The sequence below is a fragment of the Enterobacter sp. Li2LvB3 genome, assembly GCF_056156645.1.
Map to the genome: position 1 here is coordinate 21464 of NZ_JBSICG010000011.1, position 14293 is coordinate 35756.

The following is a 14293-nucleotide window of genomic DNA, read 5'->3' on the forward strand; positions in this document are numbered from 1 at the left end:
GCCATGAAACGAATATTAGCTCTTACTTTACTGGCGCTGGGCATGAACGTGCAGGCTGCAACACTCACCCTGAATGAGGCGCGTGCCGAGGGGCGCGTAGGAGAAACGCTGAGCGGCTATATCGCGCCACTGCATCAGGATGCAGAAACCCTGGCCCTGGTAAATCAGATCAATGCCGCGCGGACCGAAAGCTATCAGAAACTGGCCGACAGCAACAATCTGCCGGTGGATGAAGTGGCGAAAATGGCAGGCCAAAAGCTGGTCGCCAGGGCGCAGCCAGGTGAGTATGTGAAGGGCATTAACGGGAAATGGCTGAAAAAGTAGTTAGCGGCAACGCTTACGATACTCGCCAGGCGACACGCCAAAGCGCTGCTTAAACGCCGTTGAAAAATGGCTATGGTCAGCAAACCCCCAGCTATAGCCAATCCCCGCCAGCTTTTCATCATCGCTGGCGGCGCGCAACACCTGCGCACACAGGTCGAGACGTCGGTTTTTAATATACTGCGCAACCACCAGTCCCTTATCAGCAAACATACGGTACAGACTGCGCACCGACATCCCGCTTTCAGTGGCGATCCATTCCGGGCGTAAAGCTTCAGACTGAATATGGTCATCAATCAGGGACAGCACGTTCTGGAACTGACGCTCTTTGCGCGGCTGGACCGCTTCGCGCTGCTGAAATGCCGGACGCAGCAGGCAAACCATGGCCTCAAGTGCCGCTTCACTCTCTAAATCACTCAGGTCGGCGTTGCCCATACTCTCCTGCAACAGGCGGTGGCTCAGCTGCACCGTTGGCAGGCTGCGCGATAGCGTAAGCGCACAGCTAACTTCCTGGAAACGGCACTGTTGCTCAATAATCTGACGGGGAACAAGCAGCGAAATCTGGCGGGATTTTTCCTGCCAGTAAATCGAGCAGGGGCGTGAAGCATCAATCAAGGTGATATCACCCGTTTTAAGAATGGAGCGGCGATCGTCCTGCTCCAGCTCAGCGCTGCCTTCAAGCTGAAACACGGTATAAAACCAGGCATCGTTGCCGTTTTTAATCTCCTGTCGGGTACGAAACAGGTTCACACCACCGGCTGTAACGGTGCTGAGTTTCAGACTACGGGCATAGCTGGTTTCCAGTTCGCCAATGAACTCACCCTCTAACGGGCGAGCGTCAAAACGCCCACAAACCTGGTTAATTTGCGCCAGCCACTGCTGATATTTTTCCTGCTCGCTTGCACACGCCATCGTTTATCTCGCTGCACTTTCAATGTTTTTGCATTGTTGCATTTGTGTTGCATTTTGTCAGAGCCATGAGGCTGACTATAGGAAAGAACACTCACCGGGAACAGTGTTATAAGCGGGAATTATCATGTTTTGCGGAGCCTGTCACAGGTGGCAAAGCGAATGTCACACAGACAAAAGCGGTAATGCAAAACGCCTCTTAGACTGCAATAACACCCTGCGAATAATAACGAAGGAGTACCCTATGTCTGAATCACAGGTCGCAGTCCTGCCAGGCGTACAGCAGTTTTTAGATAGACATCATGGACTGTGGATCGAAGGCCGTCAGGCTGCATCCGACAGTGAAAAACGCCTGAACGTGTATAACCCGGCAACCGGTGAAGTCATTGCCTCCACCGCCGATGCCAGCGTAGCGGATGTCGATCGCGCGGTGATGTCTGGCTGGCGTGCCTTTGTGGCCCGCAGCTGGGCCGGAAAACTGCCCGCTGAGCGCGAGCGTATTCTGCTGCGTTTCGCCGATCTGGTCGAACAACACAGCGAAGAGCTGGCGCAGCTTGAAACCCTGGAGCAGGGCAAATCCATCAATATTTCCCGCGCCTTTGAAGTGGGATGCACCCTTAACTGGATGCGTTACACCGCCGGGCTGACCACCAAAATTGCGGGCAAAACGCTCGACCTTTCTATTCCATTGCCACAGGGCGCACGCTATCAGGCCTGGACGCGCAAAGAGCCGGTTGGCGTGGTCGCCGGGATTGTGCCGTGGAACTTCCCACTGATGATTGGCATGTGGAAAGTGATGCCAGCGCTGGCGGCAGGGTGTTCGATTGTGATTAAGCCGTCCGAAACCACGCCGCTGACCATGCTGCGCGTGGCGGAGCTGGCAAGCGAAGCAGGCATTCCCGATGGCGTGTTTAACGTGGTGACCGGCAGCGGCGCCGTGTGTGGCGCGGCGTTAACCTCTCATCCGCACATTGCCAAAATCAGCTTTACCGGCTCCACGGCGACGGGCAAACAGATCGCCCGCACCGCGGCAGATACCCTGACGGGCGTGACGCTGGAACTGGGCGGTAAAAACCCGGCCATCGTCCTGAAAGATGCCGACCCGGCCTGGGTGATTGAAGGTCTGATGACCGGCAGCTTCCTCAACCAGGGACAGGTGTGCGCGGCAAGCTCGCGTATTTATATTGAAGCACCGCTGTTTGATACCCTGGTGAGCAGTTTTGAGCAGGCAGTAAAATCCCTGAGCGTGGGCCCGGGCATGTCACAGCAGGCGTTTATTAACCCGCTGGTGTCGCGCGCTCACTGTGACAAGGTTCAGACATTCCTCGATGAAGCGAAGTCGCGCAACGCGGAGCTTATCACCGGCAACCGTGGCCCGGATGGGCAGGGCTATTATGTCTCGCCAACGCTTGTGGTGAACCCGGAGGCCAGCCTGCGTCTGACGCGTGAAGAGGTGTTTGGCCCGGTGGTTAACCTGGTCCGGGTGGCTGATGGCGAAGAGGCTTTACAGCTGGCGAACGATACGGAATATGGGCTGACGGCAAGCGTCTGGACGCAGAACATGAGCAAAGCGCTGGAGTACACCGACAGACTCCAGGCTGGCACCGTGTGGGTGAACAGCCATACGCTGATCGACGCCAACCTGCCGTTTGGCGGCATGAAGCAGTCTGGCACCGGGCGTGATTTTGGCCCGGACTGGCTGGATGGCTGGTGCGAGACTAAGTCGGTTTGTGTGCGGTATTAAGCCACTCTGTTATTTTAGTGTTGCAGGCCGGGTAAGGCGCAGCCGCCACCCGGCATTTTTTAATGCGACCACCGGTCCCGACCGGCTTCTTTCGCGCGGTACAGCGCCGCATCGGCGCGAGCGATAATCTCCGTCCCGGCCTGACCCTCCTCCATGGCCGCAATGCCCATGCTGGCGGTAACCACACCGCTCACTTTTGAGGCACTGTGCGGGATAGCCGCTGCGCGCAGGCCATCCTGAATACGCACGGCAACCTGTTCCGCCATGTTTTCCGGGCAGTCGAACAGGATCACCACAAACTCCTCGCCGCCGTAGCGAGACACGACATCGTGCGGCGTACGCACCGATTTCTTCAACACCTGCGCCACGCGCATCAGGCAGTCATCACCGGCCTGGTGGCCGTAAGTGTCGTTATAAAGCTTGAAATAATCGACATCGAGCATAATCAGCGAGAAGGCTTTTTTCTGATCAACTGCGTTCTCCAGCACGGTTTCCATCGCCCGTCGGTTTGCCGTCTGGGTTAATGCATCCAGATGTGCCAGCGCATCGAGCCGCAAAATTAAGCGCTGGTTCTGCTGGTTGCGCCGCCAGGCCTCTTCGAACCAGCTCAACAGGATAAAGCGCCCGCAGATCAGAATAAGGGTAAACACAATCCAGATGACGGCAAAACGCAGGTTAACACCGTGGTTCAGGGCGATACTGGAAACGGGCAAGCTAAGCCACAGCGGTATAACAAAAGCCAACAGCCCGGAAGGGTGAAAATAGAGTGCCGTCATGCCCGCTAAAAGCAGCACAATGAAGATTGGCCATGCGTGAGGAAGTTGCACTAAAACGATTAACAGATACCCGCATATCGCCCACAGCAGGCTACAAATAAACAAAACGATGCTGATCCCGGCGATATGTTGCCAGGCCATGACCAGCAGGGCCGCCGAAATAATGACAATCCCCAGCATTGAGGTATCCACCATCAACGCCAGCTGCTTCGTCGTACCAATCAGACTGTCGATATCACCAAACAGGACGTTGCGCAGCAGGAGCATGAGCGCGAAGCTCACGTTCACAAAAGCCAGCCACGGCAGATTCATTGCCAGGCCGTGACGCACCATCGATTTACGTGTAGGCCAGGTGGCGAGGTCGGACGTTATATTGTGTCTTTTTTCCATAGTGGCCAGTATCCCCATCCAAAGGGAGAAAGTGAAAATAGCGGGCGGGAAGTATCGCTCGTCTATGCGTTACAATGTCACAATGCTAAGTCAGAATTAAACGTTATTGATATATCCTGTCATAGCGTCCAGTTTGAACGTGTTGTAAGAGATAAAAAAAGAAGAAAGTATGAATAAATATAATCGGGGGAATGCGTTCGGCAACTGGCAGGATGGAAAAGAAGTAAAAAAACCGGGCGTTATGCCCGGCGTGTCTTAGGTTATTTATCGTCTTTTTTCTTGCCGAGCGTTGGCGTCTCGTCAAAGAAGTTCCACGGTTTCAGCAGGGTGTGAACCCATTCCGTTGGCATGATTGGCCACTCTTCGGCGCGGGCAACGTGGGTTGTGCCGGTTGTCATCCAGACCACATCATCTTCGTTGTTGAGCGACTCGTTATCCTTGTTGTACTGGCCAAGGCCCGTGTCGTGGGTGGAGCGGTTCGGGAATTTCCCTTCCGGGTACATCTCGTTCGGATGGTAACGCGTGACCCACAGCTGCTTGTCCATAAAGCTCAGACGATGGTAAATCCACTCATCCGGTGCAAATTTTGCCCCAGTGGCAACCGGGTGAGTACCGCCTGCATACGGGATAATCTGATACGAAACCGGGTTACCCATGCGGTTCTCTTTGCTGGTATTGCTCAGCAGACGGATGGTGCCCGGGTCAAATTTCTGCGCGGCCTGTTGTTCAGTATCAATATTGTACTGATTAATCTGCATAGTACTGGTACGTGGGCCGCCCGCGGTGTTTGGCTTCACTTCAGGATCCATTGCCACCAGGCTGTTGTTGGTGCCATCCACATCCATATCCAGACGGAAGTTATAGATATGCTGGTGAGTGGTGCCGACGATGTTATGGTCGATCAGCGTGCCGTATTTGGTGTCGTCTTTGGCGGTGGCATCATGCATGGTTTTCGCCAGCACGCCTTTCACCGCTTCAATCCCGGTTGCACCGGCATCAATACCGATGGTGCCGTTTTCGTGGAACACCCAGTCAAAGATATAGTCGTAGTTACCCACGGTACTGACCCAGCGCACGACCAGCTCGCGGCGTTCGGTACTGACGTTTGGCTGACCCATCTCCTGATGTTTGTACTCAGGGCCCGCGTAGCGCTCGAAAATGGCGATGGCGCGTGGGATCTCCATTGGCGCACCGGTGTAATCCGGGATGGTTTCATTCAGCAATACGGCGTTAGACGGAACGTCTTTGCCGCGCACCAGCGGAGAGGTCAGGGTGCCCATACCGTAGTCGCCGGAATCCAGATACGCTTTGAAGTACCAGCCCACGTCAGGGTCGCCGTAAGGCACGATCATCCCGCCAAGAGAACCTTCGTACATAATCTGGCGTTTTTTGCCGTTATCGTTGTAGGTCACGGTAGAGATAACTGGCCCCACGCGGGAATCCAGACTCAGGTGGAAGTCCCAGTTCTGCCAGTGCACCATGTCACCGGTAATGGTGTAGTTCTTGCCTTCCGGCTCAATAATCTCGAGTGGTTTTTTCGGCGTTTCCACGCGGTCACGCCCATCATACGGACGCGGTGCCATGGGCACTGGCACCACGGCGCCTTCTTCGATTTTCTGGATTTTCTTCTGTTCCAGGTCGACAACGGCCACCAGGTTTTCAATCGGGTGCGCCCAGTAGTTACCGTCGCCGGTATCGAGATAGCTCACCACTTTCAGCAGGCGGTCTTCCTGCTTCAGGCCATCTTTGCCGTCAAAATAACCCACGGTCAGCGGGGTGGTGATCACTTTCTTCGGATCGGTTACGCCGTGCTTTTTCAGCGCTTCAACATATTCCGGGCTGTCATTGATAATCTGCTGTACGGCGGTGAAGTCATCAAGCAGCACCATACCGTGCGCATCTTTGATTGGCTCCCAGCTCAGCACTTTTTTGTCTTTCAGATCAACCAGGCTTTCAATGACGTGTTTACCGTCAAGCATAGTGACTTGCGCCTGACGAGGGGAATCTACCGCCGTGCCGTTCAGCACAAAGTCCCAGACTTTGGCTTTTTCCGGCTCGGCCAGCGCAATCTGGGTGAAGCGGGTGTTAGGTTTAAAATCCGCAGAGGATTTCACAATCTCTACGGCTTGCTTAATTTCATCGGCAGATAACGCATTCAACGGGTGAGGGCGTTTCTCTACCTGGAAGGTCTGGTCGAGGCCTGACTGGAAAACATCGTTGATGAAGGTATCAGAGATAAAGGCTTTTTTGCCCTTCATCACCACGGGCACCTGTAACTTCAGGGTTTTGCCGTTGACGATCGCCGTTTTCGCACCTGGCTTGACCTTCACAAATGCCCCGTCTTTGGCGATGGTAAACATCTGAGCGTAATCATCCCATTGCACATCTGCGCCAAAGTCCTGAAGCGTTTTGTCCATCGGAACCATGTGCGCCTCACTGCCGTGGGCGAAAACAGGGGTTTGCCAGGCGCAAATCAGAGCAACTGCCATGGCCAGTGCCGTTTTACGGGCAGAAAAAGAAGAGTTGCTTCCCATCGTTGACCTCATTTTGTTTTGTTGTGTTTTTTGTGTTGTGCCAGCGTTATCCTGGCAGGGCTGTGTGAAAAGCGTTTGCCTGCATCTGCCAGGTTATTTGTCAGTCTTGCCAGGTTAAAAAAAGACCGGGGGTAAATCACATCCCCGGTCAATGTGCGTAACGTTTTACTCTGTGAAATCGCCTTGCTGGCGCGCCACCAGCGTTAAAATGGAATAGAGGGCAACGGCTTGCTGATGCTGGTTAAAAATTTCAACCGACCATTCCACTACGCCTGTCGGTTTTTCATCGGCGGCACGTTGTTTTTTCAGCGTTTTGCGTTTGCAGGTCAGGCGTACCTGAATGGTGTCGCCTGGCTTGACCGGCTCGATAAAGCGCAGGTTTTCCATGCCGTAGTTGGCAATCACCGGCCCCACGCCCGCATCCACAAACAGACCCGCAGCGGCGGAAATCAGGAAATAACCGTGGACCACGCGTTCACCGAAGATAGACTCCGCCGCGCCAATTTTGTCCATGTGAGCGTAGAAATGGTCGCCGCTCAGGCAGGCAAAGTTGACGATATCGGCTTCCGTCAGGGTACGGCGCGGTGTCAGCAGGCTATCACCCGGCTGTAACTCCTCGAAGTATTTGCGGAACGGATGAACCCGGTCTTCCTGCACCTGCGCGCCGCGCACCCACTGTTTGCCGATCGCCGCCAGCATCGACGGACTGCCCTGAATGGCAGTGCGTTGCAGGTAATGTTTTACTGCCCGCAAACCACCCAGCTCTTCACCGCCACCCGCGCGTCCCGGGCCACCGTGAACCAGTTGCGGCAGCGGAGAACCGTGTCCGGTAGATTCTTTGGCAGACTCTTCGTTAAGGATCTGAATTCGCCCGTGAGCACGCGCGGCACCAGCAATAAACTGGCGGGCAATCGCTAAATCTGCCGTCACCAGCGTCCCGGCCAGGCTGCCGCCGCCCGCACGGGCAAGCTGCATGGCGTGGTCGGCGGTGCGGTATGGCATCAGCGTGGCAACCGGGCCGAAGGCCTCAGTGGAATGGACTGCCGGGCTTTCATCAGGCTGAGGGCAGAAGAGCAGGGTTGGCGGGAAGAACGCACCAGCCGCCTGCATATCCGCTTTGCCCCCCAGGCGAACCTGGCAGCCTGCGGCAATCAGCAGATCCACTTTCTCCTGCACATCTGCGCGCTGTTCGTGGTTGACCAGTGCGCCCATTTTTACCCCTTCCTGCGTCGGGTCGCCCACCACCACTTTTTCCAGGCGGGCAATCAGCGCCTGGCTCACGGCATCCACCTGGCTTTGCGGCACAATGATGCGACGAATGGCGGTACATTTCTGCCCGGCTTTGGCGGTAATTTCCCGCACCACTTCGCGGATAAACAGGGCAAATTCTGGCTGTTCCGGCGTCACATCATCGCCCAGTACGCAGCAGTTCAGCGAATCGGCTTCCATGGTGAACGGAATGGAGTTGGCGACAATGTTCGGGTGTACGCGCAGGCTCTGCCCGGTGCTGGCGGAGCCGGTAAAGGTCACCACGTCCTGGCTGTCGAGCTGGCTCAGCAGATCCCCGGCACCGCCACAAATCAGGCTTATTGCCCCTTCCGGTACCAGGCCGCTGTCGACGATGGATTTCACCATTGCCTGCGTCACCTGCGCGGTGGCGGTAGCGGGTTTGATAATGGCGGGCATCCCGGCAAGCCAGGTCGGTGCCAGTTTTTCCAGCATTCCCCAGCAGGGGAAGTTAAAGGCGTTGATGTGTACCGCCACACCGGATTTGGACGTTAAGACGTGGCGTGCGGCAAACCCGCCTTCTTTTGACAACGGGATCAGTTCATCTTCCGGCCACAGCGTGTCGTCCGGCAGTTCGCGGCTGCCAAGGCTTGCGTAGGTGAAGAGGGTGCCGATACCGCCTTCGATATCGACCCAGCTATCGGCTTTGGTTGCCCCGGTTTGTGCCGACAGCGCATAGAACGCTGCTTTCTGGCTCAGCAGGTGTTTTGCCACCGCTTTGAGCATGGCTGCACGTTCAATAAAGGTCATGGCGCGAAGTGATTCACCGCCATGCTCAATGGCATAACGGCGAGCCGCCGCCATATCCAGACCCTCGCTGGTCACTTCCCACAGTGCTTCGCCGCTAATGGCATGATGAATATGGCGCTCACGGCCCCGGCCAGACTGCCAGGTGCCGGACAAGAAGCTGGCTAACTGCTGCATTTCTTATCTCCAAGTGTTACGTGATTTCACTATAAATACTTTGATCGTGAATCATAAAAATCAAGCGATGTTTTAATGAATTGTTAACATTGTGATCTCACCTGACGAAACACCCTTCCATTCTTCTTTGTGTTTGCCCCAGATTTGAAAAGCCTTGCGAGCGATGTCACAAATTACACAAACGTTTCTTGGGGTTGTATTTAACCTTTGTGTAACTTTTAAGAAACGAAGTGATTCACTATTTCACTTAACGTAATCAGTTAACGAATCATAAAGGTGATGATGTGACACAAGAACAACGCTTTGAGCAGTGCATCGCGCAGGAGACTGCCATCGAGCCACAGGACTGGATGCCTGATGCCTACCGCAAGACGCTGATCCGCCAGATTGGGCAACATGCGCACTCTGAAATTGTCGGGATGCTTCCTGAAGGGAACTGGATCACCCGCGCCCCGACGCTGAGACGCAAAGCGATTCTGCTGGCGAAAGTGCAGGACGAAGCCGGACACGGTTTGTATCTCTACAGTGCGGCTGAAACGCTGGGCTGCGCGCGGGAAGATATCTACCAGAAGATGCTCGACGGTCAGATGAAATACTCCTCCATTTTTAACTACCCGACGCTGAGCTGGGCCGATATTGGCGTGATCGGCTGGCTGGTGGACGGTGCCGCCATCGTGAACCAGGTGGCCCTGTGCCGTACCTCTTATGGCCCTTATGCCCGTGCGATGGTGAAAATCTGTAAAGAAGAGAGTTTCCATCAGCGTCAGGGCTTTGAAGCCTGCATGGCGCTGGCGCAGGGCAGTGGATCCCAGCGTCAGATGTTGCAGGACGCCATCAACCGTTTCTGGTGGCCGGCATTAATGATGTTCGGGCCAAACGATGACAACTCGCCAAACAGCGCCCGCAGCCTGGCCTGGAAAATCAAACGCTTTGGCAACGACGAGCTGCGCCAGCGTTTTGTTGATAACACCGTACCGCAGGTGGAAATGCTGGGCATGACCGTACCGGATGCCGACCTGCGTTTTGACGAAGAGAGCGGCCATTACCGCTTCGGTGAAATTGACTGGCACGAATTTGAAGACGTGATTAACGGGCGCGGCGTGTGTAACCACGAACGCCTGGCCGCAAAGCGAAAAGCCTGGGAAGACGGGGCGTGGGTGCGCGAAGCCGCACTGGTGCACGCAGAAAAACAGCGCGCCCGTCAGGTCGCATAAGAGGAAACAACAATGAGCAATGTTTACTGGCCGTTATACGAAGTTTTTGTGCGATCCAAACAAGGGTTGTCCCACCGTCATGTGGGTAGCCTCCACGCTGCCGACGATCGCATGGCGCTGGAAAATGCACGCGATGCTTACACCCGTCGCAGCGAAGGCTGTTCCATCTGGGTGGTGAAGGCGAGCGAGATCGTGGCTTCACAGCCGGAAGAGAGTGGTGAGTTCTTCGACCCGGCGGAAAGCAAGGTTTACCGCCATCCGACGTTTTACACCATCCCTGATGGCATCGAGCACATGTGAGGTCAGGGATGAAAACGACAACTGCATATGCCCTGCGTCTGGGCGACAACGGTCTGGTGCTTTCGCAGCGTCTTGGTGCCTGGTGCGGCCATGCGCCGGAGCTGGAAATTGACCTGGCGCTGGCCAACATCGGCCTTGATGTGCTTGGGCAGGCGCGCAATTTCCTGACCTACGCGGCAGAGCTGGAAGGCCTGGGCGATGAAGACACGCTGGCCTATGGCCGCGATGAGCGCCAGTTCCAGAATCTACTGCTGGTGGAACAACCAAACGGCAACTTCGCAGATACCATTGCCCGCCAGTACTTTATGGATGCCTGGCACGTGGAGCTGTTCAGCCGTTTAACCCAGAGCCGCGATCGCCAACTGGCCGCTATTGCCGCGAAGGCAATTAAAGAAGCGCGTTATCACCTGCGCTTTAGCCGTGGCTGGCTGGTCCGCCTGGGGGCAGGCACGGAACTGTCCGCACAGCGAATGCAGCAGGCGGTGGACAATCTGTGGCGCTTTACGGCAGAGCTGTTTGAAGCCGATGACGTTGAGCTGGCGCTGATTGAAGAAGGTATCGCCGTTGATCCGCGCGAACTGCGTCAGGGCTGGGAAAGCGAAGTCTTTGCCGGATTGCAGGAAGCCGGGCTGCATGTGCCGGAAGAAGTGGCGTATCGCACCGGCGGCAAGAAAGGGCTGCACACCGAACACCTGGGGCCGATGCTGGCAGAGATGCAATATCTCCAGCGCGTCAACCCGGGCCAGCAGTGGTAAGGAGAGCGGTTATGCAACGTTTCGTCGAGATTGCCCCTGCGGAAATCCCGCAAATCTGGTCGCTGTTAAGCCAGATCCCGGACCCGGAAGTGCCGGTTCTGACCATCACCGACTTAGGGATGGTTCGCAGCGTCACCGCGCAGGGCGAAGGTTGGGTGATTGGCTTTACGCCAACCTATTCGGGCTGCCCAGCAACGGAACACCTGTTGGGTGCCATTCGCGAAACGATGACGGCGCACGGTTTCACCCCTGTGCATATCGTGTTGCAGCTTGAGCCCGCCTGGACCACCGACTGGATGACTGCCGATGCCCGCGAGCGCTTGCGTGAGTATGGCATCAGCCCGCCAGTCGGCCACAGCTGCCACGCCCATGCACCGGCTGAAGTCAGCTGCCCGCGCTGTGCCAGCACCGACACCTCGCTTATCAGTGAATTTGGTTCGACGGCCTGCAAGGCACTTTATCGCTGCAATAGCTGCCGTGAACCTTTCGACTATTTCAAATGTATTTGAGGTTGCCATGACAACGTTTCACTCCTTAACTGTGGCAAAAGTAGAACCCGAAACCCGCGATGCGGTGACCATTACCTTTGCGGTGCCACAGGCGTTGCAGGAGGCTTACCGCTTTCGTCCAGGGCAACACCTGACTCTTAAAGCCACGCTGGGCGGCGATGAACTGCGCCGCTGCTACTCTATTTGTCGCAGCGTGACGCCTGGCGAAATCAGCGTGGCTGTTAAAGCCATCGAAGGGGGGCGCTTTTCGCGCTACGCCCGGGATGAGATCAAACAGGGCATGGCCCTGGAGGTCATGGTTCCGCAAGGGCACTTTGGCTACCAGCCGCAGGCCGAACGTGAAGGTCACTATCTGGCCATTGCCGCGGGTTCCGGGATCACACCGATGCTGGCGATCCTGTCCGCCACACTGACCACCGAGCCGAACAGCCATTTCACCCTGATTTACGGTAACCGCAGCAGCCAGAGCATGATGTTCCGTCAGGCGCTGGCTGACCTGAAAGACAAATACACGCAGCGCCTGCAACTGGTGTGCATCTTCAGCCAGGAAACCCTCGACAGCGATTTGCTGCACGGGCGTATTGATGGCGAAAAACTTCAGGCGCTGGCAAAGACCCTGATCAATTTCCGTCAGTATGACGAAGCCTTTATCTGCGGTCCGTCAGCAATGATGGACGATGCCGAAGCGACGTTAAAAGCGCTGGGGATGCCGGAAAAAACCATCCATCTTGAGCGCTTTAATACCCCTGGATCTGGCGTGAAACGTACCCTCAGCGTGCAGGCGCAGGGGCAAAAAGTGACCGTGCGTCAGGATGGTCGTGACCGCGAAATCACCCTGACCGCTGACGACGAAAGCATTCTTGATGCGGCCCTGCGTCAGGGCGCTGACCTGCCGTATGCCTGCAAGGGCGGCGTGTGCGCCACCTGTAAATGCAAAGTGGTGCGCGGCAATGTAGATATGGCAACCAACTACAGCCTGGAGCCGGACGAACTGGCTGCCGGATACGTGCTGAGCTGCCAGGCGTTGCCGCTAACCGCTGACGTCATTGTCGACTTTGATGCGAAGGGGATGGCATGAGCGAACTGATTGTCACCCGTCATGGCCGCGTGTTGCAGCTCACGCTGAACCGCCCGGCCGCGCGCAATGCCCTGAACAATGCGCTGTTGACCCAGCTTGCCACTGAACTGGAAGCCGCGGCGGTGGATGGTGATATCTCGGCCTGTGTGATTTACGGCAACGAACGCTGCTTTGCCGCGGGGGCTGATCTCAACGAAATGGCGGAAAAAGATCTGCCTGCCACGCTGAATGACATTCGCCCCCAGCTGTGGGCGCGGATTAACGCCTTTCCTAAACCACTGATTGCCGCCGTTAACGGCTTTGCGCTGGGTGCGGGCTGCGAGCTTGCGCTGCTGTGCGATGTGGTGATCGCCGGTGACAACGCGCGTTTTGGGCTGCCGGAAATCACCCTCGGCATTATGCCGGGTGCTGGCGGTACGCAGCGGCTTATTCGCAGCGTGGGTAAATCCCTTGCCAGCAAAATGGTGCTGACCGGTGAAAGTATTAGCGCGCAGCAGGCGCAACACGCCGGGCTGGTGAGCGATATCTTCCCTGCGCCGCTGACCCTGGAATATGCCCTGAAGCAGGCGGCGTTGATGGCGCGCCACTCGCCGCTGGCGTTACAGGCTGCGAAACAGGCACTGCGTCAGTCTCAGGAAGTGCCGCTACAGGCCGGGCTGGCGCAAGAGCGACAGCTGTTTACGTTACTTTCAGCCACTGACGATCGCCGTGAAGGTATCGAGGCTTTCTTACAAAAACGCACCCCCGACTTTAAAGGACGCTAATTGTGGAATTTATTCTGAGTCAAGTAGAGCAAGGCGTAATGACCATTACGCTCAATCGTCCGGAGCGTTTAAACAGCTTTAACGATGTCATGCATCAGCAACTTTCCGAATGCCTGAAGCAGGCCGAGCGTGATGACACTATCCGCTGTTTGCTGATAACCGGAGCGGGGCGTGGCTTTTGCGCCGGGCAGGATCTTAACGACCGCAACGTCGACCCGAACGGCCCGGCGCCGGATCTGGGTATGTCCGTGGAAACCTTCTACAACCCGCTGGTACGCCGCCTGGCCAGACTGCCAAAACCGGTCATTGCTGCGGTGAACGGTGTGGCGGCGGGTGCGGGTGCAACCCTGGCGCTGGGCTGCGATATGGTGATTGCCGCGCGTTCAGCGAATTTTGTTATGGCCTTCAGTAAGCTTGGCTTAGTGCCGGACTGCGGCGGGACCTGGCTGCTGCCACGCGTTGCTGGCCGCGCCCGTGCCATGGGGCTGGCGCTGCTCGGCGACAAACTGAGTGCCGAGCAGGCGCAGGCGTGGGGGATGATCTGGCAGGTGGTGGATGACGAGCAACTTTCCAGTACCGCCCAGCAGATGGCACTGCACTTTGCCTCCCAGCCGACTTTTGGCCTGGGGCTTATCAAGCAGGCCATTAACGCCGCCGAAACCAATTCGCTGGATGCGCAACTCGACCTGGAGCGTGATTACCAGCGCCTGGCCGGACGCAGCGATGACTATCGCGAAGGCGTGAGCGCTTTCCTGGCAAAACGTACGCCAAACTTCACGGGGAAATAA

General features: G+C 56.4%; 13 protein-coding genes. 9 read left to right on the top strand and 4 right to left on the bottom strand.

The features are described 5' to 3' along the window. Positions 1-3 precede the first annotated feature (3 nt). Positions 4-324 (top strand): YdbL family probable chaperone protein, encoded by a 321-nt coding sequence (locus tag ACS603_RS10805; protein ID WP_474944231.1) that lies wholly within the window; start codon positions 4-6, stop codon positions 322-324. Here the strand turns inward: ACS603_RS10805 and feaR are convergent, their stop codons facing one another. Further along, positions 325-1233: a transcriptional regulator FeaR gene (gene feaR, locus ACS603_RS10810; protein WP_182060929.1), complete on the bottom strand. Its 909-nt coding sequence runs from the start codon at positions 1231-1233 to the stop codon at positions 325-327. A gap of 241 nt (positions 1234-1474) precedes the next feature. Between feaR and ACS603_RS10815 the strand changes: the two genes are divergently transcribed. After that, complete coding sequence (locus ACS603_RS10815) at positions 1475-2974, top strand: aldehyde dehydrogenase family protein (RefSeq protein WP_474944232.1); 1500 nt, start codon at positions 1475-1477, stop codon at positions 2972-2974. A 59-nt stretch (positions 2975-3033) separates the two neighbouring features. Here the strand turns inward: ACS603_RS10815 and ACS603_RS10820 are convergent, their stop codons facing one another. From ACS603_RS10820 to paaZ, 3 genes are all read right to left on the bottom strand, one after another. After that, positions 3034-4140, bottom strand: coding sequence for a GGDEF domain-containing protein (locus ACS603_RS10820; RefSeq protein WP_315688576.1), 1107 nt, complete (start codon positions 4138-4140; stop codon positions 3034-3036). Between the two features lie 260 nt (positions 4141-4400). Beyond that, entirely contained in the window at positions 4401-6674 is a 2274-nt protein-coding gene (gene tynA, locus ACS603_RS10825) for a primary-amine oxidase (RefSeq protein WP_474944233.1), read from the bottom strand. Positions 6675-6839: 165 nt separating this feature from the next. Then, positions 6840-8885, bottom strand: a complete 2046-nt coding sequence (paaZ, locus tag ACS603_RS10830) for a phenylacetic acid degradation bifunctional protein PaaZ (protein ID WP_474944234.1) — start codon at positions 8883-8885, stop codon at positions 6840-6842. Between the two features lie 284 nt (positions 8886-9169). Between paaZ and paaA the strand changes: the two genes are divergently transcribed. The 7 genes from paaA to paaG are packed head-to-tail and all read left to right on the top strand — an operon-like array spanning position 9170 to position 14293. Continuing rightward, positions 9170-10099 (top strand): 1,2-phenylacetyl-CoA epoxidase subunit PaaA, encoded by a 930-nt coding sequence (gene paaA / locus ACS603_RS10835; protein ID WP_474944235.1) that lies wholly within the window; start codon positions 9170-9172, stop codon positions 10097-10099. Positions 10100-10111: 12 nt separating this feature from the next. Continuing rightward, on the top strand, positions 10112-10399 hold the full coding sequence (gene paaB / locus ACS603_RS10840; protein ID WP_003857353.1) for a 1,2-phenylacetyl-CoA epoxidase subunit PaaB: 288 nt from the start codon (positions 10112-10114) through the stop codon (positions 10397-10399). 8 nt (positions 10400-10407) lie between these two features. After that, complete coding sequence (gene paaC, locus ACS603_RS10845; RefSeq protein WP_182060936.1) at positions 10408-11154, top strand: 1,2-phenylacetyl-CoA epoxidase subunit PaaC; 747 nt, start codon at positions 10408-10410, stop codon at positions 11152-11154. Between the two features lie 11 nt (positions 11155-11165). Next, entirely contained in the window at positions 11166-11663 is a 498-nt protein-coding gene (gene paaD / locus ACS603_RS10850) for a 1,2-phenylacetyl-CoA epoxidase subunit PaaD (protein WP_182060937.1), read from the top strand. A 7-nt stretch (positions 11664-11670) separates the two neighbouring features. Next, complete coding sequence (gene paaE / locus ACS603_RS10855; protein WP_315688579.1) at positions 11671-12741, top strand: 1,2-phenylacetyl-CoA epoxidase subunit PaaE; 1071 nt, start codon at positions 11671-11673, stop codon at positions 12739-12741. Continuing rightward, complete coding sequence (paaF, locus tag ACS603_RS10860; RefSeq protein WP_182060939.1) at positions 12738-13505, top strand: 2,3-dehydroadipyl-CoA hydratase PaaF; 768 nt, start codon at positions 12738-12740, stop codon at positions 13503-13505. Before paaE ends, paaF begins: the two co-directional genes overlap by 4 nt. Then, complete coding sequence (paaG, locus tag ACS603_RS10865; RefSeq protein ID WP_315688699.1) at positions 13505-14293, top strand: 2-(1,2-epoxy-1,2-dihydrophenyl)acetyl-CoA isomerase PaaG; 789 nt, start codon at positions 13505-13507, stop codon at positions 14291-14293. The genes paaF and paaG overlap by 1 nt, the downstream gene beginning before the upstream one ends.

Bases quoted from the DNA above. Each gene is read 5' to 3' on its own strand.
- ACS603_RS10805 (WP_474944231.1), top strand. From the start codon at position 4: ATGAAACGAATATTAGCTCTTACTTTACTGGCGCTGGGCATGAACGTG.
- feaR (WP_182060929.1), bottom strand. From the start codon at position 1,233: ATGGCGTGTGCAAGCGAGCAGGAAAAATATCAGCAGTGGCTGGCGCAA.
- ACS603_RS10815 (WP_474944232.1), top strand. From the start codon at position 1,475: ATGTCTGAATCACAGGTCGCAGTCCTGCCAGGCGTACAGCAGTTTTTA.
- ACS603_RS10820 (WP_315688576.1), bottom strand. From the start codon at position 4,140: ATGGAAAAAAGACACAATATAACGTCCGACCTCGCCACCTGGCCTACA.
- tynA (WP_474944233.1), bottom strand. From the start codon at position 6,674: ATGGGAAGCAACTCTTCTTTTTCTGCCCGTAAAACGGCACTGGCCATG.
- paaZ (WP_474944234.1), bottom strand. From the start codon at position 8,885: ATGCAGCAGTTAGCCAGCTTCTTGTCCGGCACCTGGCAGTCTGGCCGG.
- paaB (WP_003857353.1), top strand. From the start codon at position 10,112: ATGAGCAATGTTTACTGGCCGTTATACGAAGTTTTTGTGCGATCCAAA.
- paaC (WP_182060936.1), top strand. From the start codon at position 10,408: ATGAAAACGACAACTGCATATGCCCTGCGTCTGGGCGACAACGGTCTG.
- paaD (WP_182060937.1), top strand. From the start codon at position 11,166: ATGCAACGTTTCGTCGAGATTGCCCCTGCGGAAATCCCGCAAATCTGG.
- paaE (WP_315688579.1), top strand. From the start codon at position 11,671: ATGACAACGTTTCACTCCTTAACTGTGGCAAAAGTAGAACCCGAAACC.
- paaF (WP_182060939.1), top strand. From the start codon at position 12,738: ATGAGCGAACTGATTGTCACCCGTCATGGCCGCGTGTTGCAGCTCACG.